22 protein-coding genes, 1 tRNA gene and 6 pseudogenes are annotated in these 24,029 nt (G+C 53.2%); 12 read left to right on the forward strand and 17 right to left on the reverse strand.

The features are described 5' to 3' along the window. Positions 1–98: 98 nt before the first annotated feature. Positions 99–1,067, reverse strand: a complete 969-nt coding sequence (locus NE584_RS13630) for an alpha/beta hydrolase (RefSeq protein ID WP_108980515.1) — start codon at positions 1,065–1,067, stop codon at positions 99–101. Positions 1,068–1,513: 446 nt separating this feature from the next. Here NE584_RS13630 and NE584_RS13635 point away from each other — a divergent pair, with 446 nt between their 5' ends. The 9 genes from NE584_RS13635 to NE584_RS13675 all read left to right on the forward strand — a co-directional run bounded on the left by NE584_RS13635 (position 1,514) and on the right by NE584_RS13675 (position 8,383). After that, a complete protein-coding gene (locus NE584_RS13635) occupies positions 1,514–2,803 on the forward strand; it encodes a hypothetical protein (protein WP_108980514.1) in 1,290 nt (429 codons plus the stop codon). A gap of 21 nt (positions 2,804–2,824) precedes the next feature. After that, positions 2,825–3,529, forward strand: coding sequence for a DUF6320 domain-containing protein (locus NE584_RS13640; protein WP_108980513.1), 705 nt, complete (start codon positions 2,825–2,827; stop codon positions 3,527–3,529). 195 nt (positions 3,530–3,724) lie between these two features. After that, positions 3,725–4,426, forward strand: a complete 702-nt coding sequence (locus tag NE584_RS13645; RefSeq protein ID WP_050623396.1) for a TVP38/TMEM64 family protein — start codon at positions 3,725–3,727, stop codon at positions 4,424–4,426. A 100-nt stretch (positions 4,427–4,526) separates the two neighbouring features. Next, positions 4,527–4,946, forward strand: a complete 420-nt coding sequence (locus tag NE584_RS13650; protein WP_050623395.1) for a Fur family transcriptional regulator — start codon at positions 4,527–4,529, stop codon at positions 4,944–4,946. After that, positions 4,943–5,530 carry an NADH peroxidase gene (locus NE584_RS13655; protein WP_050623394.1) on the forward strand — a complete coding sequence of 196 codons (588 nt, stop codon included), beginning with the start codon at positions 4,943–4,945 and terminating at the stop codon, positions 5,528–5,530. Before NE584_RS13650 ends, NE584_RS13655 begins: the two co-directional genes overlap by 4 nt. A gap of 287 nt (positions 5,531–5,817) precedes the next feature. Next, positions 5,818–6,126 carry a hypothetical protein gene (locus tag NE584_RS13660; protein ID WP_108980511.1) on the forward strand — a complete coding sequence of 103 codons (309 nt, stop codon included), beginning with the start codon at positions 5,818–5,820 and terminating at the stop codon, positions 6,124–6,126. 2 nt (positions 6,127–6,128) lie between these two features. Further along, complete coding sequence (locus NE584_RS13665) at positions 6,129–7,301, forward strand: AIPR family protein (RefSeq protein ID WP_050623392.1); 1,173 nt, start codon at positions 6,129–6,131, stop codon at positions 7,299–7,301. Next, the gene (locus NE584_RS13670; protein ID WP_050623391.1) at positions 7,298–7,513 is read left to right on the forward strand and encodes a helix-turn-helix transcriptional regulator; all 216 of its coding nucleotides are present in this window, start codon (positions 7,298–7,300) and stop codon (positions 7,511–7,513) included. Before NE584_RS13665 ends, NE584_RS13670 begins: the two co-directional genes overlap by 4 nt. 714 nt (positions 7,514–8,227) lie before the next feature. Then, positions 8,228–8,383: a rubredoxin gene (locus NE584_RS13675; protein ID WP_077138703.1), complete on the forward strand. Its 156-nt coding sequence runs from the start codon at positions 8,228–8,230 to the stop codon at positions 8,381–8,383. Positions 8,384–8,477: 94 nt separating this feature from the next. Here the strand turns inward: NE584_RS13675 and NE584_RS13680 are convergent, their stop codons facing one another. From NE584_RS13680 to NE584_RS13750, 15 genes and pseudogenes are all read right to left on the reverse strand, one after another. Then, positions 8,478–8,942, reverse strand: coding sequence for a low molecular weight protein-tyrosine-phosphatase (locus tag NE584_RS13680; protein WP_050623389.1), 465 nt, complete (start codon positions 8,940–8,942; stop codon positions 8,478–8,480). A 175-nt stretch (positions 8,943–9,117) separates the two neighbouring features. Continuing rightward, positions 9,118–10,293 (reverse strand): site-specific integrase, encoded by a 1,176-nt coding sequence (locus tag NE584_RS13685; protein WP_108980509.1) that lies wholly within the window; start codon positions 10,291–10,293, stop codon positions 9,118–9,120. Between the two features lie 85 nt (positions 10,294–10,378). Next, positions 10,379–10,573 (reverse strand): excisionase, encoded by a 195-nt coding sequence (locus NE584_RS13690; RefSeq protein ID WP_108980508.1) that lies wholly within the window; start codon positions 10,571–10,573, stop codon positions 10,379–10,381. Positions 10,574–10,588: 15 nt separating this feature from the next. After that, positions 10,589–11,422, reverse strand: coding sequence for an ATP-binding protein (locus tag NE584_RS13695; protein WP_108980507.1), 834 nt, complete (start codon positions 11,420–11,422; stop codon positions 10,589–10,591). Continuing rightward, positions 11,419–12,158, reverse strand: a pseudogene (locus tag NE584_RS13700) (phage replisome organizer N-terminal domain-containing protein). The gene NE584_RS13695 and the pseudogene NE584_RS13700 overlap by 4 nt, the downstream one beginning before the upstream one ends. A 109-nt stretch (positions 12,159–12,267) precedes the next feature. Next, positions 12,268–12,491 (reverse strand): annotated as a pseudogene (locus NE584_RS13705) (hypothetical protein); the annotation flags it as partial. A gap of 116 nt (positions 12,492–12,607) precedes the next feature. Then, positions 12,608–12,754 (reverse strand): annotated as a pseudogene (locus NE584_RS13710) (cysteine-rich VLP protein); the annotation flags it as partial. After that, a pseudogene (locus NE584_RS13715) lies at positions 12,744–14,356 on the reverse strand (relaxase/mobilization nuclease domain-containing protein). The pseudogenes NE584_RS13715 and NE584_RS13710, both read right to left, overlap by 11 nt. Next, positions 14,328–14,725 (reverse strand): annotated as a pseudogene (locus NE584_RS13720) (mobilization protein). Before NE584_RS13720 ends, NE584_RS13715 begins: the two co-directional pseudogenes overlap by 29 nt. A gap of 657 nt (positions 14,726–15,382) precedes the next feature. Next, positions 15,383–15,595, reverse strand: a complete 213-nt coding sequence (locus NE584_RS13725) for a helix-turn-helix domain-containing protein (protein ID WP_050623383.1) — start codon at positions 15,593–15,595, stop codon at positions 15,383–15,385. Beyond that, positions 15,588–16,010 (reverse strand): annotated as a pseudogene (locus NE584_RS13730) (sigma-70 family RNA polymerase sigma factor). The gene NE584_RS13725 and the pseudogene NE584_RS13730 overlap by 8 nt, the downstream one beginning before the upstream one ends. Positions 16,011–16,156: 146 nt before the next feature. Further along, positions 16,157–17,017 (reverse strand): Sir2 silent information regulator family NAD-dependent deacetylase, encoded by an 861-nt coding sequence (locus NE584_RS13735; protein ID WP_108980506.1) that lies wholly within the window; start codon positions 17,015–17,017, stop codon positions 16,157–16,159. Further along, a complete protein-coding gene (locus NE584_RS13740) occupies positions 16,989–17,759 on the reverse strand; it encodes a protein-ADP-ribose hydrolase (RefSeq protein ID WP_050625399.1) in 771 nt (256 codons plus the stop codon). The genes NE584_RS13735 and NE584_RS13740 overlap by 29 nt, the downstream gene beginning before the upstream one ends. Positions 17,760–17,763: 4 nt before the next feature. Beyond that, complete coding sequence (locus NE584_RS13745; RefSeq protein ID WP_108980505.1) at positions 17,764–18,384, reverse strand: 4Fe-4S binding protein; 621 nt, start codon at positions 18,382–18,384, stop codon at positions 17,764–17,766. Positions 18,385–18,448: 64 nt separating this feature from the next. Further along, positions 18,449–18,850 (reverse strand): pyridoxamine 5'-phosphate oxidase family protein, encoded by a 402-nt coding sequence (locus tag NE584_RS13750; RefSeq protein ID WP_108980504.1) that lies wholly within the window; start codon positions 18,848–18,850, stop codon positions 18,449–18,451. A gap of 148 nt (positions 18,851–18,998) precedes the next feature. On the opposite strand from NE584_RS13750, the gene NE584_RS13755 reads away from it, so the two are divergent. Both NE584_RS13755 and NE584_RS13760 read left to right on the forward strand, forming a co-directional pair. Continuing rightward, positions 18,999–19,325 (forward strand): helix-turn-helix domain-containing protein, encoded by a 327-nt coding sequence (locus NE584_RS13755; RefSeq protein WP_050623379.1) that lies wholly within the window; start codon positions 18,999–19,001, stop codon positions 19,323–19,325. Between the two features lie 246 nt (positions 19,326–19,571). After that, complete coding sequence (locus NE584_RS13760; protein ID WP_256183046.1) at positions 19,572–22,496, forward strand: VPA1262 family protein; 2,925 nt, start codon at positions 19,572–19,574, stop codon at positions 22,494–22,496. A 550-nt stretch (positions 22,497–23,046) separates the two neighbouring features. On the opposite strand, the gene NE584_RS13765 is transcribed toward NE584_RS13760, so the two are convergent. Continuing rightward, the gene (locus NE584_RS13765; protein ID WP_108980502.1) at positions 23,047–23,430 is read right to left on the reverse strand and encodes a helix-turn-helix domain-containing protein; all 384 of its coding nucleotides are present in this window, start codon (positions 23,428–23,430) and stop codon (positions 23,047–23,049) included. Between the two features lie 469 nt (positions 23,431–23,899). Here NE584_RS13765 and NE584_RS13770 point away from each other — a divergent pair. Beyond that, a tRNA-Ser gene (locus NE584_RS13770) sits at positions 23,900–23,993 on the forward strand. Positions 23,994–24,029 lie beyond the last annotated feature (36 nt).

A 24,029-nucleotide genomic window follows, 5' to 3' on the forward strand; every position in this document is an offset into this window, starting at 1 on the left:
CCCCACAACCGCGCGGGCCGCCCCTGCCGGGGCGGCCCTCGATCTTTTCTCCTTGATCCCGCTGTGCCCTCCCGCTCTCCTGCGGACAGGGACCATTTTCATGTGTATTCCAGCAGGAAGCGCCCCACGCTGGCCATGGCCTGGCCCGCCTTTTTGATGGGGAACATCTGAAACACGTGCCACATGTCGCTCCAGACCTCCAGCCGGCATGGGACCCCCGCCGCCTGCATCCGGTCCCGCAGGCGCACGGAATCGGACAGCAGCAACTCGTTGCTCCCCGCCTGGATCAGTGTGGGCGGGAAGCCCCGGAAATCCCCGAACAGCGGGGACAGCATGGGGGAGGTCAGCTCCTGGTCCCGGGCATAGGCCCCACGCACCGCCCGGATATAGTCCAGGGTGATGGTGGGGTCCAGCTCCGCCCGCTCTGTATAGGACTTCCCACTGGCCGTCATATCCGTCCATGGGGACATGAGGATCAGCCGGGCAGGCAGCCGCCTGCCCTCCTGCTTCAGCCGGTGGCACAGCACCAGCGCCAGGTTTCCTCCCGCCGAGTCCCCCGCCACCGTCACGTCCCGGGCCCCGTAGCCTTGGCGCATCAGATGGTCCCACGCCTTCATCGCATCGTCCACCGCCGCAGGGAAGGGGTGCTCCGGGGCCAGCCGGTACTCGAAGGAGAGGGTGTCCCAGCCCGTCACGCCGGACAGCTTGGAGGCCAGCGGCCGGGAGTAGCCCAGATTTCCGCTGGTATAGCCCCCGCCGTGGCAGTACAGGATGGCGTGGTTCCGGTCATAGCTCCGCTCAGGCCGCACCCAGGCCGCGTTCATCCCCTCCAGCTCAAAGGGGGCCCACTTCATCCCGATCATGGGGGTGATGAGCCTGCCCAGCACCTCCTGAGCCGCCCGCTGCCGCTTCAGGTCCTCCGGGCGCATGGACTCGGGCGAGCTGGCCGAGTGGATTGCCTTCAGGGCCCTCATCATGGGGGCCAGGCGGCGCTCCTCCGCCTCCGCCCGCTGGGCGGGGGTGGGATGGGTCACCCGCACCCGTCTTCCTCTCTCTTTCAGTGTCATCGTTCTCACCTTCCTGTTCTGGGACCTGGATCATGACAAGCCTACCACATCCGGCCGCGTTTGGCAATGGCCTCTCCCCGCCGCCTTGTTTGCGGTGCCGGGAAAAGCTGCGGCGTTCTGACAAAATCGCGCGGGCAGGTGCGCACGCCTTGCGGCGGGCGTGGAGATACGGTATGATGGACCTCATCTAACTGCCGTATTCCTCTCCCCTGCCCCCGAAGAGCCCAGGCTCTCCGAAGTGGTGGGAGGCCCACGAGGCCAGGGGAAGGACCGATCCGCCTCCCGCCCACGGCATATTCTTCAAGCAGCTCTCCCTGCGCAAGGTCAGAAAAGGCACGCCCATGCCGCAGCGAATAGGAGCGTTGAATTTTATACTTTTTCCCCTCCCCTTGTACTTTCCCCCAGGAGATGCTACACTGATATCACAAAGGAAAGGAGGCGCCGCCATGTCCAAGACGCCCAAAGGTCCCCCTGACTGGTACCGGCTGGACAACGCCGGCGTCCTCTACTCCGCTCTCCAGCGGGAGAAGTACTCGCCGGTCTACCGCTTTTCTGCTGTCCTGTCCCAGCCGGTGGACCCCGCCGTCCTCCAGCGGGCAGTGGACCGAACCATGCCCCGGTTCCCCGGTTTCCGCGTCCGGATGAAGCCCGGGGTCTTCTGGCACTATTTCGAGCCCAACGACAGCCCCGGCCCCTTTGTCCGTCCGGACATGTCCAACCCCTGCCAGCCCATCCGCTTCCGGGAGGACAACGGATGGCTGGTCCGCTTCTTCTACTACCAGAGCCGGATCTCCCTGGAGGTCTTCCACGCTGTGTCTGACGGGGCGGGGGCCCTCACCTTTTTCCGCACCCTGCTGGCGGTCTACCTCCGGGAGCTGGGACACCCCATCCCCTGCGGCCCTGGCCTGCTGGACGTGGATGATCCCCCTCGTCCGGAGGAGCTGGAGGATGCCTACGCCCGGTACGCGGGCAAGCGGGTCCTGCGGGACCGCTGGCAGGAGACCGCTTTCTCCAACACCAGCCAGGCGGAGCCCTTCTACACCCTGAATGTCACCATGGGCTTTCTGCCCGTGGACCGGCTGAAGGAGATCGCCGCCCGGTACGGCGCCTCCATCACCGAATACCTCTCCGCAGTGCTCCTCCAGTCTATCCTGGAGAATCAGGAGGTCCAGCGCCCCCGCCGTCCCAGGCCCGCGGCTCTGGCCATTCCCATCGATCTCCGGGGCTGGTTCCCCTCCGCCACCCTCCGCAACTTCATCCTCACTGTCCGGCTCTGCGTGGACCCCACCCTGGGGCCTTACACCTTCCCTGAGCTGGTCCGATACGTCCACCACTACATGCGCCTGCACATCAATCCCCAGGAGATGCGGGCCCGCTTCACCGGCAATGTCCACTTCACAACCAACCGCTTTCTCCAGCTGATCCCCATCTTCCTGAAGAACCCGGTGATGTCCCTCTCCTACCAGCTGGTGGGGGTGCGCCCCTTCTCCGCCACCTACACCAATCCCGGCCTCTTCCGGGTCCCGCCGGAGATGGCCCCTCACATCCAGCGGATGGAGGTCGTCCTGGGGCAGGCCACCCGGCCCTCCCCTCACTGCGCCTCCATCAGCTATGGCAATACCATGGCTGTCACCTTCGCCGGCACCGGCACCTCCAGCGAGACGGAGCGGCGCTTTTTCACCCACCTGGTACGGGAAGGCATCCCCGTCAAGGTGGAGTCCAACCGGACCCGCTGAGGTCCCTGGGAGGTGTTCTGTATGTCCTATTGTGTCAACTGCGGCGTGGAGCTGGATTCCACCGCCTCCTTCTGCCCCCTCTGCCGCACCCCGGTGGTCAACCCCCGACAGCCGGTGGACACCGGCTCTTCTCCCCCCTTCCCCACCGAACGGCGGGAGGTGCCCCCCGCCTCTAAGGCGGAGTTGGCCATCCTGGTGTCCTCCATGCTGGCCTCAGTGGCGGTGTGCTGCGGCCTGCTCAATCTGGTGCTGCGCAGCGGCCATATCTGGTCCCTCTATGTCATCGGCGCGGCAGCCATGCTGTGGGTCTGGCTGGTCCCACCGCTGCTCCTGCGCACCATGCACCTCTATCTCCGCCTGTCTGCAGATGTGCTGGCCGTCGCCCTCTACGTCTTTCTGATCTCCGTGGATCTGGACGGCTCAGCATGGTATTGGCATCTGGCCCTGCCCATCATCCTGCTTCTGGGGGCGGCGCTGCTGTTTCTGGGCTTTATGATGGGGGCCAGGCCCCGGAGCACCCTTTCCCGCATCACCCTAGTCATCGGCACCACCGGCGTTTTTCTCTCCGGCGTGGAGCTGCTCATCGACCGCTACTTCCTGGGCCGCTGGCAGCCGGGCTGGTCCCTGGTGGTGCTCACAGTATGCGCTGCCCTGGTCATCCCCCTCATCGTGGTGCGCCGGGTACCGGCCCTGCGCGAGGAAGTGCGCAGGCGCTTTCATCTGTGATCCGCTCCCCGCTCCTCCCGGGAGGGCCAGCAGCCTGCTGGCCCTCTTTTTTCGCCCCACTTCGACATTTTTATGAGAATTTAAGAAAAACTTATCACATCCGCCACAATTCTGTGATACCATAGGGACTATGCAGGCTGGCGCGCCGCCGGCCTCCACTGTCCCGCGAATCTAAAGAGAAGATCGAGGTCCCTCATGAAACATCTCCTGAAAATCACCAGCGCGGTCCTGGTCCTGCTCCTGTGCGCCCTGGGCGGCGTCTTTCTGTGGCGCAGCGGCTTCTTCGCCGCCCTCTCCTCCCAGCAGGCCCTTCAGGACTATATTTCTCAGTTCGCTCCCTACTCCCACCTCTGTTTTTTCCTGCTCCAGTTCCTGTCTGTGGTGCTGGCCCCCATCCCCAGCAACCTCAGCGCCGCCGCCGGCGGGATGCTCTTCGGCACCTGGCCCTCCTTTTTTCTTACCATCGCCGCGGTCCTCTCCGCCTCCCTGCTGGTCTTTCTCCTGGCACGCGCGCTGGGCCAATCTTTTGCGGACCGCCTAGTGAGCCGGGCCATTTCCGACAAGTACCTCTCCATCGTCCGGGCCAAAACAGACACTTTCCTCATCCTGGCCTTTCTCCTGCCCTTCTTTCCCGATGACCTGCTGTGCATTCTGGCCGGGCTCACCGCCATCTCCACCCCCCGTTTTCTGGTGATCGTTGTGCTCACTCGTCCCTGGGGCCTGCTGGTAGCCAGCGCCTTGGGCGGTGCCACCCTGACTCTCCCTCTTTGGGCTATGGTCCTGCTGGGGATCATCGGTGTGGCCGTCTTCCTGCTGGGGATGAAATACGGCGACCGCTGGGAGGAGTCCATCCTGAAAAAATTCCGTCATACAAAGGAAGATAGCTCCCGGCCCTGAACACAAAAATTTTCGGATTTTTTGATTTTCCCCTTTACAAGCAGCTGTTTCTGTGGTATGATTCTTTCGTAATAAGAATTATTACTATTTGGAGGGCCCTATGGAACGCGCCACAAGATACAGCAGAAAACGGGAGGCCATTTTGAACGCGATCCAGAGCACCGACTGCCACCCCTCCGCCGAGTGGGTCTATCAAACTCTGAAACCCACCCACCCCGACCTGAGCCTGGGGACGGTCTATCGCAACCTAGTCCTGTTCCAACAGCAGGGCCTGATCCAGAGCATCGGCGTCGTCAAGGGACAGGAGCGGTTCGACGGGTGCATTGCCCCCCACAGTCACCTTATTTGCACCTGCTGCGGCGCTGTGATGGATCTGCCCCATCCCATGCTGGATGACGGCGATCTGGATCAGACCGTCAGCGCGCAATATGGGTTCTTGGTCCAGCGCCATGAGCTCATCTTCTACGGCACGTGTGAAAATTGCCAAAATAAAATAAAACAGGAGGAAAAATTATCATGAAAAAGTTTGTCTGTTCCGTTTGCGGTTATGTGTACGAGGGCGAGACCGCGCCCGACTTCTGCCCCATCTGCAAGGCTCCTAAGGACAAGTTCGTGGAGCAGGTGGGCGAGATGAAGCTGGCTGCCGAGCATGAGTTCGGCATCTATGCCAAGACTGTGAAGAACAACCCCGATATCAGCGCTGAGGACAAGAAGTACATCTTTGACCAGCTCATGGCCAACTTCAACGGCGAGTGCTCCGAGGTGGGCATGTACCTGTGCATGGCTCGCGTGGCCCACCGGGAGGGCTATCCCGAGATCGGCCTGTACTGGGAGAAGGCCGCCTATGAGGAGGCCGAGCACGCCGCCAAGTTTGCTGAGCTGCTGGGCGAGGACCTGGAGGCCAACATGAAGGCTGACACTAAGGCCAACCTGGCTTGGCGTGTGGACTGTGAGTACGGCGCCACCAACGGCAAGTTCGAGCTGGCCGCCTGCGCCAAGAAGAACGGCCTGGACGCCATCCATGACACCGTGCACGAGATGGCCCGGGACGAGGCCCGCCACGGCAAGGCTTTCGAGGGCCTGCTGAAGCGCTACTTCGGCTAATCAATACCGGATAAACGGCCAGTTAATAAGCACTTTTTGAGAGGGAATCGGGAAACCGGTTCCCTCTCTTTTTGCGCTTCCGCCGCGCAGGTGTGCAAGTTGGGTGTAACTTTTCTCCGTATCACACTTTTTTGACTTTCACATGTGCAACTTTCTTGAATTGCACCTATATTAAGTGGTTTTTCTCCTAATATCGAAAAATAAAGCAAAACTGATAACTTATGAGAAATTTTCACTTCTTTTGAACAACTTGCAAGAACAAACTGGTTTCCAAGGTGGAAGCCCCCATGGAAGAAGCTCAAGCCAAGACCAACGACATCCGCGACACTATCAAGGCTGAAATTTTGGTGCGTGAGGTTGAGGGACTGACCGCAGGGACTTACATCATCCACTGGGCTTCTGTCCTCTCCAATCACTTCGATATTACTGGCTTCAAGAAGGTCTATGGCAACCTCTACAAAGCCTTTTACCGCCTTCCTTCCAAACTTTTTAATTTTACCCCCTTGACAAAATATCGATATTTCGTTATTCTGATATTGCGATATGCAAATGCATTCGTACACATAATTCGAAGCCTGGTCTTCAGAAAGAGGTAATTATGATTAGAAAGACAATTAAGGTAAGCGACAACAATTTTAGGAAGTTTGATGATCCTCTTGGCAACGAAACTCCGAGAAAGTACATTTTCTATGCCAAGACCTGCGATGTCCCCGAGGGTATTCCCATGTCCACAAACCCCCGCGATCAGAAACTCAACTCTACTGTGGCAAATGCAATCACAGAGTCTCTGCTGAGTAATGACGGCCAGTTCCACCTGAAGAACAGAGGCATCATTCTCTCCGCAAAGAGAGTGCGTTATGATAACCGCTTGCAGGAAGTAACCATTGATTTCGAGGATGAAAGCTGCCATGGCAACATTGATGGCGGACATACCTACAAGATCCTTCTTGAGAACAAGGATAAAGTCCTGGAACAGTATGTTCAGTTTGAAGTAATGACTGGCGTCGAAGCAATGATTGCCGATCTGGCTGAAGCTCGTAATACTTCTATCGCAGTCGATGCAAAGTCTATGGCAGAACTGAGAGAGAAGTTCGATCCCATCAAGGAAGGCCTCGAGGGACTTCCCTTCTTTAATAGAATTTCCTTTAAGCAGAATCAGATCACAAAAGACACCGATACCAAAAAGGCTCTGAAAATGATCGACGCGCGCGATATCGTTTCTATCATTTGTATGTTCAACATCGATAAGTATAACAGTGCGGAGCATCCTACCAAAGCATACTCTGGCAAACAGGCCATGCTGAATGAGTATTTGGACGACCCCGAGCACTACAGAAAATTTGTGAATGTCATTCCCGATCTGTTTGATCTTTACGATGCCATCGAAACTGAGTTTGCTGTAGCTTATAACGAGAATGGTCGTATGTACGGTCGAAAGTCCTATTCTGGCTACAAAGAGGGCAGCCCCGTCGGCAAGAGTAAATTCTGTATGAGTGATATTTACTACAAAATTCCCGATGGTCTTCTCTATCCCATTCTGGCGGCATTCAGAGTTCTTCTCGAGTATGATATCACCTCAGGCAAGTATAAGTGGATGGACGGCAAAGATCCCATCGCTGTTTGGAACAAGCACAAAGTCGGACTCACAAGAAGTGTTATGGATTTGGCTGGCTCTTTGGGCGATAAGCCTACTGTTTTTGGAAAAGACCCCAGCCTTTGGAATTATGCCTACATGGTACTTTCGAGCATGGAGGGAATTAGTCTGGTATGAGCTACCGTGTCAAACTTCGTGTTAAAGAACTTCTTGAAGAGGAAGGTATAACACAGAAAAAACTCGCCGAGATGGCGGGAGTACGGGAATCAACAATAAGCGATATTGTGAGAGGCACTCGAACTGTTATCAATTTTGAACACTTAGGTAAGATTGCCACCGCATTGGAGATTAGCGATATCAGAAAGATCATTGATCTCGAAAAAGTGTAAAACTGATCAAAGGGGTGTTTACCACCCCTTTTTTCTGTCGGCATGTTATAATTATAAGAACCCCGCACAAGGAGGTAAAATCTATACCCAACTACGGAAATTACTACATTTGCAACCGACTTCTTCTTTTGAAAGAATACCTCCAAGCCAACGCCGAGCCCAAATATTCCATAAAATGCAGAGCATAGGGAGCATACTTGACCAAAAAGTGCTTTCCATTAGACGAGAATACCTTGTATGCCGACTTTGCCGTTTCGATATTGTCTTTGGCCCCCATCTGGAATATGAGCAGCATTTGTTTCTGGCTCTAATTGCCTCCGTCTCTGTCTTCGTAGGATTGCCGAACTTGTTATTTCTCTTGCGGACATCCTTCTTTGGGCCATCCACCGCGATGGTGTATTGGAACATCCAATGCTTATTTGCTAGTGACTAAACACCTGCATCATCCAGTTTATCCATGATATGTCTCCCAAAAGCGGATAGAAAGGCAGCACTTTCTCGAAAACGCCTGCTTTGGGCGTTGGCTGTTTGTTATTTAGAATGGAGACGGAGGCAAAAGTCTTGAAATTACTGCATTTCCATAGAACGCAAAACGGCCTGCTGATCCGGCGAGGATAGACGGCCCGGGACGAGGCCCGCCGCAGCAAGGCGTTCGAGGGCCTGCTGAAGTGCTACTTTGGCTGATCCTCTGTCCCCGAGAAAAGAGCGGTCATGATGGATCAATATGTCTGCCCCTGCGGCTATGAATATGACCCTGCCGTGGGAGGCCCCGACAACGGCGTGGCTCCCGGCACGCCCTGGGAGGATGTCCCCTCCGACTGGGTCTGCCCCGTGTGTGGTCTGGGCAAGAGTGAGTTTGAAAAGGCGTAATACCTGAGAAAGATGACGGCCTCGGAAATCCGGGGCCGCCATCTTTCTCTTTTCTTCTAATATGGCGCGGGGGACGGCCGTCCTCCGCTGCAGTCTATGTCCCCTGCCCCTCCAGCTGTCGGAGGAAGCCGGTGCACCCCTCCAGGATATCTGCATAGGTGCGTTCAAAGTCTCCTGTGTACCAGGGGTCTGCGATCTCCTCCCCCGGCCGCCCGGTAAAGTCCAGCAGCAGGTGCACCTTGTTCTCCGGATCTCCCCCCAAGATCCGCTTCATATTGCGGACGTTCCATTGATCCATGCCCAGAAAATAGTCGTAACGGTCATAGTCGGTCCGCTTCAGCTGCACGGCATATTTCCCCGCTGTGGAGATGCCCTCCCGGGCCAGCCGGCTCGCCGTGCCTGGATGGACGGGGTTGCCGATCTCCTCCGCGCTGGTGGCAGAGGAGGCGATCAGAAAGTCCCTCTCCATCCCGCGTTTTTTGACCAGGTCCTTCAGCATGAACTCCGCCATGGGCGACCTGCATATATTGCCGTGGCAAACAAATAGTATTTTGGTCATCTCTTATATATCCCTTCATAAGCCTGCAAACCATTGATATGACTGGCTTTTCGGCGCTTTTTCTTTTCGTTGTGGTTGCCATGCTGCCCACGCAAATCTGCGTAAATCTACGCAATTTCATTGGCAAATGGTGTAGTAATTGGTGTAGTACCAACTGCGGATTTGACCTGATTTTTCAAGCTGTCACAGCGGGGAACGCAAGGATTTTTGCCATCTGTTCGGCTGCCCGGTCAAAGCTGGCGTGGGTGTAGACATTCAGTGTCACCCCCACATCGGAGTGGCCCATCACATACTGCAAGTTCTTGATATCCATACCCGCATTGGCCATGTTGCTGCAAAAGGTATGACGGAACACATGGGGAGTAATGTGCGGCAGGGGCTTGTCCGGGTACAGCTTGCGATACTTCTTCATGGCCCAGCGCATCTCATTTTCGATGTGCAGTGCCACCTTGGGCTTGTCGTCCTTATCCAGCAGCAAAAATCCGGTGTATCCGTCGACGATCATCTCTGCTTTGAGTGTCTTGCGACGAGCCAGGATATTTTTAAGGCTCTGGTACGCCGTATCCGTCATGGGAATAAAACGACAGCCACATTCGGTTTTTGTTTTCTCCACATAGTACTTGCTGCCCCGCTCCCGGACGAGCTGGTGATCCACCCGGATACGACGGTTCTCAAAATCCAGATCGCTTTTGGTCAGGCCGCAGAACTCGCTCACCCGCATCCCGGTTTCCAGCAGGACTACAAACTCATCGTAATACTTGCGGTAGGTCTTGTCACCCCGAATAAAACCCATCCAGATTTCCTGCTGCTCCTGGGTCATGGTGATTCGCTTCTGCGAGTCATTGGGAACGACCTCCACCAACTTGAAGTCGAAGGGATTTTTTCGGATGATATCCTCGTTGCAGGCCATTTGAAATGCCAGTTTGACAACGCCCCGCATGCTGGTGATGGTGCTGTCTCCCTTTCCGTCGCCGTGCAGCTTCATGATCCACTGTTGGGCATCGGATACTTTGATATCCCAGATCGGGCGGTATCCAAAATCTTCTTGCCGAATCAGATTCCGCACAAAATTGTATCCAACCTTCGTGTTGTAGCGGACGCCCTGCTTTAGGCCGATATACCGCTCTACCAGTTCTATGACGGTGATTTTTCCGGCGGCATAGTCGATTCCCGCGTCAAGCTGCTTCTGGATTTCTTTCTCTTTTTCCCGCAGTTCCCTTAAATCAGAGGAATAAACCGTCTGGCGCTTTCCCCGGATATCCGTATAGCGGTATTGATAAATCAGGTCTTTTCTCCGGCTCTCTCCTGTCCGCAGGATTCTTCCCTTATGGTCTTTGCGCTTTTCGGACATTGTCAAACTCCTTTCCGTAATGGAAAGAGCCTTGGTATGACACTTTGATTGTACCATATTCAGGCAGTCTTTCACACCACAAATTTCAGATGGAATACATCTGCTCGATGAATTGGTCAAACAGGCGGCGCTTGATCAGGCGCTTATTCCCTACCCATAGTACAAACCGACAGTCCTTTTCATTAGTGAGATCGCGCAGCTTGTTAATCCCTATGCTGGAGTAGGCGGCAGCTTCCTCCAAACTCAAATTGCTCTTTTCCCAGATGGGAACTTCTTTCATCGTACCGCCTCCTTATCACATTAGCTTTTTCAGCCGTTCCAGCTTAGCTTGTGCGGCTTCCTGCCGGAAGTTATCGCTGGTAAAGCGTACCGGAACACACATAGAAAGTAACCGGTCATAAATCCGGGAATGGGCGGTGTCCTCCGGATTCCGCAGGTCGTCCAGCGTGAGGTTGGTCGTGACGATCAGCGGCTTACCGCTGCGGTAACGGCTGTCTATCACATTGAAAACCTGTTCCAGCCCGTACTCGGTGTCGCGCTCCATGCCGAAGTCGTCAAGGATCAGCAGCGGATAGCGGCAAAGACGGGAAATGTACTCGTTGTGCCCCTCAAAACTAGCGGCAAGGTCATTGAGGATAAGGGCAAAGTTCGTCATGTGGACAGGGATTTCTTTCTCCATGAGGGCGTTTGCGATACAGCCCGCAAGGTAGCTTTTGCCGGTTCCCACACCGCCCCAGAACAGGCAGCCGATATTGTCGGTTCGCATATCCTCCCGATGCTCCACATACCGGCGGGCAAGTTCGGTCTGCGGGTTCCTGCCGTTGTCGTTTTCAAAAGTCCAGTCCCGTATGGTGGGGTCGGTAAAGCCCCAGCGTTTCAGTTCCTCCACGGTGTCAAGGTGCCTGCGCCGCTGTTCGGCGGCTTCCCGCTCCTCACGGGCGGCTCTCTGGCAGTCGCACTCTGCCGGGTGGCGGTCAAGCCCAAACAATGCCTTGCCCTCCGGGAAGTAGGCTTCTTTTGGTTTGTGGCACTTGCCGCAGTGCAGCAAACCGTCCTCGCTGGTGTAGTCCGACCGCTCCGGTGTGGTGGCCTTCATATTTTCCAAAACAGCGTTGATTTCGTTCTTCATAAACTCTCGCCCTCCTTGCATGAGTAGTCGGGTATGCCCTTTTCGAGGGTTTCTTGGTGGCGTCCTCCTGCGCCCATTTGTAAATCGTGGCGGCATGGCTGTGATACTTCCTGCCGCTGGACGCGATATGACAGGATAGCCGGTCAATGTAGTAGTCCCATTTGCCGGGCAGATCAGCTTTCGGCCCGTCCAGTTCCGATTGGGTCAAAAAGACATTTCCATACCGGCCATAGGCGGCGCGGGCGGGTTGTCCCGTATCTAACTCTCGTGCTCTCTCTTTTTCTATCTCTAACTCTGGTGGACAAATGTCCGCTTGATATGGTGGACATTTGTCCGCCCCGGCCTTTGGCAAGGCCTTTTGCTCCTGCAAAGTCAGACTTGCCCGCCGTTTCCGCTCCCCCTCGGTAGAGGACTGGCCGATCATCAGTTCAATGTTGCTCATATACAGTGCGCCGTTTTGCAGCGGCTCCACAACCCCCAGTTTCATAAAGATCTGCAAGGCCCGTTCTACGGTGCCGACTTGCTGGCGGGTAATGGTGGCAATCATCTGCGCGGTGTAAGGGATATTTTCATCAAGCTGCAGCTTCCCGCCATTTTTCAGCGACTTTAAGTACAGCTTCAAGAGAATGTTGGAGTAGAGTACGCCGTCCTGCATACTCTCCAGCAGCACGATAGCGTCCTCGTCAAAGTAATTCTCTTTCAGCTTCAGGTAGTAATATTTTCGGTTATCTGACATGGTTCCTCCTTTGGGTGGATTTAGGGCGTTTGTACGCATATAGAACACCGTTTCTGAGGGAAAAAGAAATGTATCAAGCCACTATTGAGGGTAGGTAAAAAGCCTTGATTTACAAGGGTTTGAAAACCCTTAAATGCGTAGAAAGTTGGTAGCGTTTGCGCTGTCGCTCGGCTTCCTTGCGGCGGCGTACTTTGGCGGCGCAGTCGGGACAGTACTTTCCCCGGTTGGATTTGGGGGCAAAGCCGCCCCGCAGACCGCGCACCGTTTCCGGCTTCCCCGGTACAAGAATGCTGCGGACAGCTCCCCGTCAAGGGGCAGGACAGCCACACGGAACCTCGTCGTCGCAAGCTCCATATCCCTCGCTTCCCTGCTGGCGGGAAAGCTCACTCATTCCGCTGCTCCTCCTCTCCCCACAAAGTCAATGACTTTGTGGGGACCCCATTTTAGCAGGAATAGGAAATGCTCTGAACACACACGCAAGGCTCCCCGTCGTCCAATAGCAGGCAGTTCCCATCGTCGTAGTTACAGCACTCATGTACCAGCCGCCGCGCCCGCCGGTGCTGGCGGTAGTCCATGCGGGGCGGGTTATCGCTCATGGTTCTGCTCCTTTCTGCGCTTCGGTTCCTCCCGGCGCAGGATTTGGTCGATGTTCCGTTTGACTGTCTGCAACTCCTTGAACCGCCGTTTCTGTTCCCGGTAGCCGTTGTAAAGGCTGTCTTTTGGGGAAATAAGCTGCTCGATCTCGGCCTGCAACGCTTTCCGGGCGGGCAGTTTGGTAATGCCATGCTCCCGGAAATACCGGGCGGCGGCTTCGGCTATGATAAAATCGCTCTCATGCGCCTGCCGGTATGCGTCGCGGGCTTTGGGGGATTTCTGCGCTTTCACCCCGTCGCGGGCGGGCTTGGTCTGGGCGTAGACCAACACCTGCCGCTGCAGCTCCTTTTTCCCTTGCAGCTTGGTTTCCTGCGTTTTCAGTTCGCCGTTAGTCTGCCACATTTCCGCATAGGCGGTGTCTATGTCCGCTTCCAGCTGCTCCGGGGAAGTAAATCCGTATTCTTGATACACATTCAGTGTCTTTGCCTCCTGTTTCAGATTGTGTATCTTTGCCCAATGCTCGTAGCCTTTTCCCTTGCCCTCGGCTCTCTTGGCGGCTATGTCCACAAGCCGCTGCACACCGTCCTGTTTGGGGGCAGCTATCTCGGCTCTGGCGGCCTGCAAACAGTCTTTTATGGTGCGCGGGATGGTGGGCGTTTCGGCTGCTCTGGCGGCGTTCTGTTTCAAAAGCGTAAGAACGGTGGCGCGGTCAAAATCGTCGCCCAGCTTCCGGGCGGTAATGGGCTTTGTCCTGTCCGGCGTGAGGTAGGAAAGCCGCCCCCGGCTCTCCTTGACGGTCACGCACTCCCGCAGCAGCAGAGAGGAAAACTCGTCAAAGCTGGCAGCGGTGAAAAGGGCTTTGCGTATGGTCCGCCGCAGCTTTTCCTTGTTCGTTTCAAACTTGGTCTGCCGGGGTGTGATACCCTCCGCAAACATGGGGGCGTTCTGTTTGTCCAGCACGGCCTGTCCCTTTTTCTGCGCCCAATACTCTCTTTCTGTGACGCGGTTCTTGCTGCCGTTCAAGAGGTCAATTTGGTAAATCCCCTCCCAGTGGCACATCTCCATGACTTCGGATTTGAAGTAGCGCAAGGCAGCATCGGTACAGCGGTGCTTGCACCCGGCTTTCGTGTCGGCTGGCCTGTCCATGTAGGGTAGGAACGGGACTTCCTCAACCCGAAGGCTGTTGATGACGATATACACATGAATGTTGCCGCTGTGGTTATGTCCGTCCAGGTGGTACATATCAGGGCTTGGTGTCCGGGAAAATGCTCGGCGCAAAACTTCTCGCCCAACGCCTGCGCCCGGTCTGCGGTCAAGCCGTTGTGTGCCGCGTCCCGTGGGTCAAAGCTGATGATGTAGTGATGGCTTTTCACATCTTCCCGCCGCTGGTTCTTCCTGTAGCGGAGATTGGAGCGCATATAGGCAACGGCAAAGTCTTCGTCGCCGCAGTTCAGCGTGGACACCCGGTAATCCTTGCGGGGGATCAGCCGCCCCTGTTCGTCAAGGGTGGGCTTCATGGTAAACTCGTCATGCTCAAAGGTCAGATAGGCTTCGGCGGCTCCGTAATCGGCGTTCTTAGAGCCTAAATGCTTGAGTGTTGCCAACCACGTCACCTACTTTCTTGAGGACTTCATACTTGTGGGCGGCAAGGTCGGCTATGGTGGCGCGTATCTCGCCGGACAGCGCATGGTAGGGTACGCCGTACTCGTTCAGATACCGGGCAATCTGATTGAGGCTGCCACCGATCCTGCCGTACTCGGCTGTCAGCTTCCCGACAGCGGAAAGAAGTTCGTATTGACCGCCGACACATGGACAACGGGGCGTATGGTCGCCCGCCGTATTGCCTGCCGGAGAAATTCGGACTGGCTGATACCATAAGGCGCAAGCCGCGCTGTGAAGTCGGCGTATTCTTCTTCGGACAGCCGGGTTTTCACAACGCGGCTGCGGTGGGGTGTGTTGTATTTCTTTCGCATAGTGTGACCTCCTTTCGTGGGCGGCGCTCATGGGGCCCCCGCGCAAGCCCAGCGAAGCGGGTTGCGTGGGGAGAGGACAAGCGACGGAATGAATGAACTTTCGCGCTGGCGCGGAAGTAAATGATATGCAGTCCGCGAGGACGATAAGCAGGGTTTGGGGAAGGCACTCCCCAACAAGTTTCCCGCGAGGGGCAAAACCGCAGAATTGCGGATTTTGGCACCGTGGTAGAAACTTGCTCTCCGTGACTGCAAACTTCCCCTCACTTCCGTTCGCCACTTTTTCCCGGCTTATATAAATGCTTTTTTCAAATTTCCCTTTGCCTACTACTCGTTCATCGGGAGCCGCTTTTGCAATCTATTTCTCCTTTTCTGCTACTACTAATCCTGCAAAGGGTATTCCTGCCCGCTTTCGCTAAAATGACACCGGGCGCAGTGGTTTCTACCCGGTGCTGGAGAAAGCCTTTCTCTTTGCTCTCTACTACGGGTAAATGCTCCAAATGCCAAACACCAGGGCAGAAAAATTCCCCCCTCACTTACTACTACAACCGGCAGGGGTCAAAATGGCTGGAAGCGGAGCCAGACAACAAAAAAGCAGTAAATCTTTTTCAAGACTTACTGCTTTCGCTGGCCGCGCTGGTGGCGGCTGGTATTCAGTTTTTATGGCTTGTCCGGCGGTTCGTCAAGCCGGAACTTGAATTGACAGTCAATTAACCGTTGTTTCACATAGTCCTCAACCTCGGCATTGACCTGTCCGTTCACCTTGGAGAAATAGCGGATATATCCGGCGTAGTGGAGCAGAACGGCGTTCACGGCTTCCGGGTCGCCCTCACAGGCTTTGACAATGGTTTCATAGGGGAGAAGTTTACTCATGGCGGCACCTCTCCATTTTCTCCCGCAGTTTCTGCAAGGCAGTCTGGATATGCCGCCCCGCTGTGCTGCATGACCGGCCAATACACGCGCCGATCACGCGCTGCGGCTGGCGCAGAAAGTAATAGCGCAGGATTTCTTCCTGTGTCTGCTCCGGCAAAGCAGAGATCGCGTCGGCAAGGGCGGCGTTGCTCAATAGGATGGTTTGGCCGCAGACGGTAAAGGGGTGTTCTTCATCCAGCTCCAGCTCGGCAAATTGGACAAACTTCACATTTGTCAGATAGTCAAGGGAAATTTCCCGTTTCTATTTCTGCCGCAGCCGTATGATTTTCCCAATGGCGGCATACCGAATGACGGTTTTACAAAAGGCGTTGTGCCTGAGCCGGATGTACTCTTGATAGGATTCAATCTCGGTCATTGAAATTCCCCCCTCTCTGAATAATAGTGCGGGGCGGCAGCACCCCTTGCTGTCGCCCCTTGATTTCCTACTAGCAAGGCGGGCGGGGCTGTCAACGGCGGGTGTAGCCCGTTCATCTTGACCGTTGACTGGCTCGGCTGGCTTTGCTATTTCCTGTGTGGAAATAATTGGTGTAAAATATTTTTTATGTCTCCACCGATGCAAATTGCTTGCTTTTGAATTTCTTTCGGGCAGTATGCCTCCATCAAATTGATACATGCGTAAGTTGCCTTGGCGTTTTGATAGGTCATTCTCCAAAACGGATATTTGATGATGACCGGTGTATTGCCGCCTACGCCCAATTCCAGAAAGAGAATATGCTGTCCCTCATGGCGGTGGAGAAAGTCCTCATACCGCCGGGCGGCGGTGTGCCAGCCTTCATCCTCCACAAAGGTATCATCCGCCCGCAGATTCATGGACATGGGTGCGCCGCAGACTGGACAGCAGGGTATCAGTTCGCTGGGGATTTTTCGATCCTTTTGTTCGGCCACCATCTTTTTGACAATGGTTTCGTTATCATAGGTCTTTTGGTGGCAGGGCCTGGAACACTGCCACAGGCCGTAGTCGCCCTGGGTATAGAACAACCGCGTCTTGTCAAATCCTGCCTTCTGGAAACAATGATCCACATTGGTGGTCAGCACAAAATAGTCCTTTCCTTGCACCAGTTTCAAAAGCTCCTGATAAACTGGCTTCGGGGCGTCCAAATAGCGATTGATATAGATATACCTGCTCCAATACGCCCAATGTTCTTCCAGGCTGTCAAAGGGATAGAAGCCGCCTGAATACATATCGCGGAAGCCATACTTCGCAATAAAGTCCCCGAAATATTTCTGAAAGCGTTCGCCGGTATAGGTAAACCCCGCGGAAGTGGAAAGCCCGGAACCGGCCCCGATCACCACCGCATCCGCCGTGTCCAATTCCTGTTTGAGCCGTGCGATATTATCGCAGCAAGCGCTTGTAGATTTCATAGTCTCTGTTCTTGAAAACATTGAAGATCACCTTGATTTTGTCTGGGGTTTGCCGTTGCCATTCTCCCACCGTTTGTATGGCTATTTCTGCGGCCAGTTCATTGGGAAAATGGAATTCACCGGTAGAGATACAGCAGAAAGCTATGCTGCCAAGCCCAGTTTCCGCCGCCAGCTCCAAACAGGTGCGGTAGCAGCTGGCCAGCAGTTCCCGGTCTGCCTGTGTGACGGCTTCACTAATTATCGGACCGACGGTATGCAGTATATAGCGGCAGGGCAGGTTGTAAGCTTTTGTGATTTTTGCGTTGCCGGTAGGTTCTTCCTCCTGTCCGGTCATGAGGCGGGCACACTCCAAGCGGAGCTGCACCCCTGCATAGGTGTGGATAGCGTTGTCGATGCAGCCGTGACAAGGAACGAAGCAGCCCAGCATCTGGCTGTTGGCCGCGTTGACGATGGCATCCACCGCCAGCGTAGTGATATCTCCCTGCCAGAGATATAAGCCGGGACGCACCGGCGTCAGGTCTTTCAGCCTTGTCACGCCCCGCTCCGCGAGACGATCCACAAGGTAAGCGTCCTGCACCCGCAAGAAATCCTCACGGACCGGGACGGGCGGACGCACATTCATCAGGCTGCGCAAAAGCCGCCGCTTTTCCGAGAGAGAATCCGGCACCGGGATATCTTCATATTCTTTTCGTTCTGCCAGCAGATCGCGGAGCAGAAAAATCAATCGCTCGTCCTGCGTCATCATCTTATCTCCGTTCAATCGCCCTTGCAGGGCATATTTCAAAGCAATTTCCGCAATGCAGACAGTGTTCTTGCCGAATAACCACAGGCTTTCTTGAAATGTCGATACACTTCTGCGGACATTTGGAATAACACAGCTTGCAGCCAATACATTTGTCCGTCACAAAATAGCCGGTTTCTTTTGCCTGTGCTCCACCGAAAAAGAAGCTGGCCCGTTCAATAGGAAGTTTGGAGAGGTCAAACCATTCTCCGGTTCCCTCGTAAATTTTGAATACTGTGAGCGCGCTGTGGGAGCGCACATCAGGATAAATCTTCTCCATATAGGGATTTTTACGGAACAAGTCGGGCAGCCTGTCCGGCCCGATCTCCTTTGCCTTGCCCTGTACGGACACCGCCACGCAGGAAAGGGTATCTTCTCCCTTCATGGCGGTGAAGGCAATATTTTCGTTAGCTTTTAGCCGGTCATAAAAGTTCTTGCCCTTTGCTGTCAGAAAGTAGAGGCTGTTTTCATCATAGTCCATGAGGTCGATGGCACAGGTGACGGGCCGCCCTTGGCTGTCCACGGTGGCAAAAACGGTAGAGTGGATATGATCCACAATGTATTCCAGATACTCTTTTGTCTGCATAAGAAGCCTCTCAAAATCAAGAGGTTCCCCTAGATTTATCCGGGGGGAACCGTGTGCACGATACTTACAGGTCGTACTCCTTGGGCGGATTGCCGGAAAAGTCAGCGATTACTGCATGGACATCTTTCAAATAAAACACTTCAAAGATGGGGTTGGTGGCCTCGCCGTACTGCCCCTTGACGATGGGGTTCCGGATGCACATCTCCTTGGCGGCCATATTATTCTCGAAAACGGCCTCGCCGTTCAGACGAATCCACGCATAAGCCGGGCTGGAAACAGAAATCTCGATGTTAGGGTTGGCCTGCATATCCTTGTAGACGTCCTTCTGGTTGTTGGTGCAAAACCATAGCTTGCCATCCATCTCGCCGGAAAACATGAAGGGGCGGCACTTGGCCTTACCATCACGGCCAACCGTGGCCAGATACTGAACGGGATTTTCCTGCAAAAACTTTACGACGTCATTCATCATAAATACCTCCTGATTGGAATTTGGGTTTTGGGGATTGCAATTTTTATCTTGCAAAATTATAATAATTCCGTAAGTATCTATTGTAAAGTAAGCACTTTATTGTGCTATAGTTACCAAAAAGAAACTATTGGAAAGGAGTGCTACTATGCAGCAAGTGAAAGAATTACCTGCCTGTCCGGTAGAAACAACGCTTATGCTGATTGGTGATAAATGGAAAGTCCTGATCCTGCGCGACCTCATGCCGGGAACAAAGCGGTTCGGAGAACTCAAAAAGTCCATCGGCAGCGTTTCCCAGAAAGTTCTCACCGCCCAGCTGCGGGATATGGAAGAAAAAGGGCTGGTTAGCCGCAAAGTATATGCCGAAGTTCCGCCGCGGGTGGAGTACAGCCTGACAGCCTTGGGAAAAAGTCTGAAGCCCATTCTGGACGCCATGTGGACATGGGGCGAAAACTATAAAGCACAAAATATGTGAAAAGATACCGGGGCAACCTTTTCCAAGGCTGCCCCGGCATCTTTTTGTCTGTTAGCGCCAGCGGGAACATTTTACATTAGAAAGATATTTCCTCTTCTCTTAAATCTGCCATATTGGGATTGTCATAGCAAGGCTCTCAAAAAATGGTGAATTTCGTTTCTGGAAGGGAGGATGTAGTAATATGTTATAATGTCGTAGAAAGAAAGTATTGTACATGGCTATCCGAAAGAGAACGGAGATGAAAAAATGCAAGGAGAAAATCGCTTTATTAAATTACTTTTGTTTTCTACTGCTGGGGGGGAAGTTCTTCTTTACGGATTCAGTTCCCCAACAAACCAGCCTTTTTTGACATGGAAGCAGAGAGAGATATCAAAAAAACACCAAAGTGTCCTTACAGCCATTTTACCTTTTCATGAAGCGGAAATCTTTGAGAAAAGCCTCACACAGGAAAGCACTCTGTCTATGGCGAAGATAACGATGAAATCTCCCCAATTAGTTATCAGGCCCATGGTACTGGTCAATGATACGCATTCAAGGCAGCATGGTCCGGTTGTGGAATACGCATATCTGAAGGAATTGTGGAATGTGCAAAAGGAAGCACTATTTCAGGAAATCCTCCATTCATTTGGGACAGATGGTAAGGAACTGTACCGAAATGTCCAGGACTTAATACAGTGGTGCCAAGAGGAATGCGGCATTGATTTTTCTTCGCAGGGGCATCGCTTCGGAAACTTTGAACACTATCAGTCAGCTCCATTGGGCACAGGTTTTAAGATCTTGACACATAAGGAGTTGGAATTAAAGAAAGTAACGATTCAAAAAACAGAGGTGTTTTCCCGAGAATTGGTGGTAAATTGCGCTGCAGAACATCGTAAGCGGTGGCTGATCAATCAGACAAAACTGCTGCCTGCGGAGGAGAGTTCTGTGGAGTTCACGGCCAAGGAATCTATGAGCAGGGTAGTAGTACAGATATGGGATGGTGAAACCGGAGAGTTGCTTTTCGCCCGTGATTTATCAATGATGCTTGGAGTAAATCTGGAGATGAATTTTGACTCGTCTTCGTATCATGTCAGAGATGCTTGGACAAAGAAATTACTTCAGTCAGCTTCCAACCGAAAAAGAGAGATCGAAGAAAAAATAGAAAAAGTTGATCGGGTTACAACCGATCGTACGGTTTCAGTTAAAAGCAGCTTTCACACAGAAATTGACACCTCATTGGAAACAGGAAGGAGGCTTTTAACCGATTATCGGAAAACACGTTGTTTGGGAGCGTTTATTCCGAATACAGGAAAAGATGGAGAAATTGATAGTTTTCTAAAAATACGTAAGTATCTGGCGGATAGTACTGTGGACAGAGTCATTCTTGCAGATCCATATTTTTCAGTCTCAGCTGCAGAAAAATTATTGACTAGAATACCACGCACGAATCTGCAGCTTGACATTATTACCTGCCTTGGGCTGACTGACCCGGATACAGGGAAAGCATCCGATATTTGCAAAGAGTATGAAAAAATCCTGTTTAGCAATGCAAAATTGCTCCATGGCCGGCTGTCAGTGCGCAATTTGAGGCGAGGGAACAAACCGGTGTTTCATGATCGGTATTTGCTGCGGTTCCATAATGACCAACATATTGACGGATTTCTGTTGAGCAATTCTTTGAACAAGATGGGACAGAACTACCCCTTTGTCATTGCACCGCTGGAGCATGAGGTAGCTCTGGAAGTATGCGAATATTTGACTCAGATGTTTGATGCCAAGCTCCAAGAAAAGAAACCGCCAAAAGAGCGCATTATTTGTGATGTTCTGTATGATTCTACAGTGAAACCGACGGCCCAAGATAAAAAGAAGTTATCTCCATCACCTTTGAAAGAGTGGCTGGGGACGGAATATTGTGAGAATGGCAGAAACACGATTCCAAAGGAGAACCTGTCTGTAGCGGTTACGGAAGTATGGAGTCATTGGGGACAGGATAAAGAGGGCGTTTGCCGAGTCTTGGGAGAGCTATGCTCGAATGTGTTTCGATGGTCAATTGAAGATGTTGCAGAAACCTTAAAAAATATAGATGGAGCTGCAGATGAGTTTCTAATGTGGTTTTCTGATTTTGCCGAAGAAAAAGAGCGGCGTATGGTGCATGACCAAAGAGGCATCAACGCGCCGGAATACACGTTATGGGCCTTGCTTCATGATCGGGCAACAGTAAGCAGAGCAGGTTTTGATATTCTATTCGATCAGGCAGGACATATTTGGTATCGGGAAAACGGGTGGTTTCATGGAAGCTATCGCCTAATGTTAAAGTTGGATCCTGCGGCGTTCCTTTTGCTATTGGATAACAGTAGATCACCGCTGATGTTCGATATTTTGGCGGCTCGCATGTCGTTTTATCCCTGGTCAGAACGGCTTTTCCTGTCTGCTTCGAAGTCAAAACTATTGTATACCCAACTCTTGTGTGCGCAATGGATGTTTTCCCTATTCAGAGATGGAAAACTGTCCAACAAGCAGGTTTTGGACACTTTGGCGCAACTAACTCCGCAAAAAAGATCGTTACAGACCGCCTATTTTTTAAGTCAAATTACTTTCTTTACACGTACGAAACATACCTTGGACTCCGATGCGAGGGAGCAATGGGAGCAGTTATACCAACAATTGTTATCGCTCCTGGCAGTCGATCTTTTGCACTGTTCGGAGCAAGAACGGAACACGGCGTTGTTTTGGTTGTACGACAATGAACAATGCTCACAGTGCAGTTTACAACTGGATCTTTCCCGATATATTGAAGACTCAACCATCCGGGACGCTGTGCTTCAAAAAGCCGTGGAGGGTATTCAAAAGTACTTAATTGATTCCAAATATGAAAGAAATCTGAAAACGGCCGTTGATCTGTATCTGACCAGCGCCGAGCAGTTATACGGGGGTGAGGTAGAAAAACAGATATTAGGGAAACTTGTGGATTGGAGAACCTTTGAACGGGCAGCGGAGCCGGAACTGAAAAACTATGCATACGATAAGTGGCATTACGCTTATATACGAGCAAAGTGGCAGCTGTTCCTGCTTGCTAAATATGCCCAGCTCCATCCTGGAGCCGAAAAAACTCTAAAATGGCTCAAAGAATGGAGAACACGTTTACCTAATATTGCGAATGAGGAGTCAGGTACGAACTTGACGGGTTCATAATTACAGGAAACAGTCAAAAAAAATACAAAACCGGCTCCGTCTGAGTTTTCTCAAAGATGGAACCGGTTTCATTTTTAAATGTACCAAACCTAATTGCATTGCTTGGTTTTTAAATTGTCACGCCATCTGTTTCACGGTTGCTAAATTTTAGTGTCATCCAAGGCTCTTTTAAAAATGGTGTAGTCGTGGTGTAGTAAGCACCTTTTCGAGCCGCATAATCATTGGTACATCAGGCTTTTTCGGGACTTTTCAAGATACTGCCGTGGCAGACAAAAGCACTCTTACCATTGATTCAAAACTCCTTGAAACTGTCAAAATCGCTCCATTGATGGTATGACCAGGCCTGACGTTGAAATCATCAAGGGGGGCCGCGAAGCAGCCCCCCTCTCATCTATGATGGACCTGCCTACTGTATCGTGCCGCAGCTCCTCCAGTCGAGGTGACGGCAGTAAATCCAGCTATGACCTGGTAAAAATTGAGGGATAGCAGTTCACCAATTTTCTCGGTTTCCGTTCAGGTCCTGCCGTGGCAGGGGAGCGTCACCCAGAGGTCATCGCTCTTCCTTCCGCTCTTTTGGGGGCCCGGGAGCCCCTCCCAGCTCGCCGCTCAGGAAACGGCTCAGTTCCCGGAACAGCACCGCCAGCTCCCTGCGGCTCCCCTCCGAAAGCCCCATGGACCATTCCAGGGTCCGGAACATCAGGCCCGCAGCCTCCATCTCTTCTTCGCTGTACATCCCCAGTAGCTGGGCCGGGCTCTCGTGAAGGTGGTCCGCTATGGTCTGCACCGTGGCTAGGGTAGGATTTCCGGTCCCGGCCTCGTATTTTTGCAGCGCGCTCTTGCTGATCCCCAGTTCCTTCGAATATTCCTCCAGGGATGCGTGAGAGAGCGCCCGCTTCTGCTTGAGCCGGTCGGCCAGCATATCCTGCATCTCCATCCGCAGCCCCTCCTGTCCCTCGTTTCTAGTTTGTTCTGTTGTTTTAGCATACCTTATTTTCCCACATCGTGTCAATCCCACGGAGGCTGAGAAGGAACAATTTTTATTTCTTTCCCCTCCCCTCTTGATTTCTCTCTGCTTTTTTGGTATCTTTAATAAGCGAATCTTCCGCCCGGATCGTTTGGCGTGTATCTGAAACAGAGGCCCCTCCGTCGGCCTGCGGCTTCTTTCGTCTGGGTGACAGACCGGGACCGGTCTGTGTTCTGTGGAGGTGTACCCAAGTGGTTGAAGGGTCCGGATTCGAAATCCGGTTTCTATGCGGAGTGCCAAACGGCTGAAACCCTTGGAACCATGCGGGTTCCTGCCGAATTCAAATTGAATAATGTTGCTTGTTCTATCCTGTTGTTCTTCCCGATTTCCACCGGCTGAATTGGTCGGTAGGTCGGGACTGGGGATATAACACAAATTTGGAGATGTACCCAAGCGGTTGAAGGGTCCGCACTCGAAATGCGGTAGGTCGGCTCAAAACCGGCGCGAGAGTTCGAATCTCTCCATCTCCGCCATGAGGTCTGTCAGCAAAAAGCTGGTAGACCTCATTT

Source organism: Clostridium sp. DFI.5.61 (assembly GCF_024462915.1).
Classification (GTDB): Bacteria; Bacillota; Clostridia; order Oscillospirales; family Oscillospiraceae; genus Lawsonibacter; species Lawsonibacter asaccharolyticus.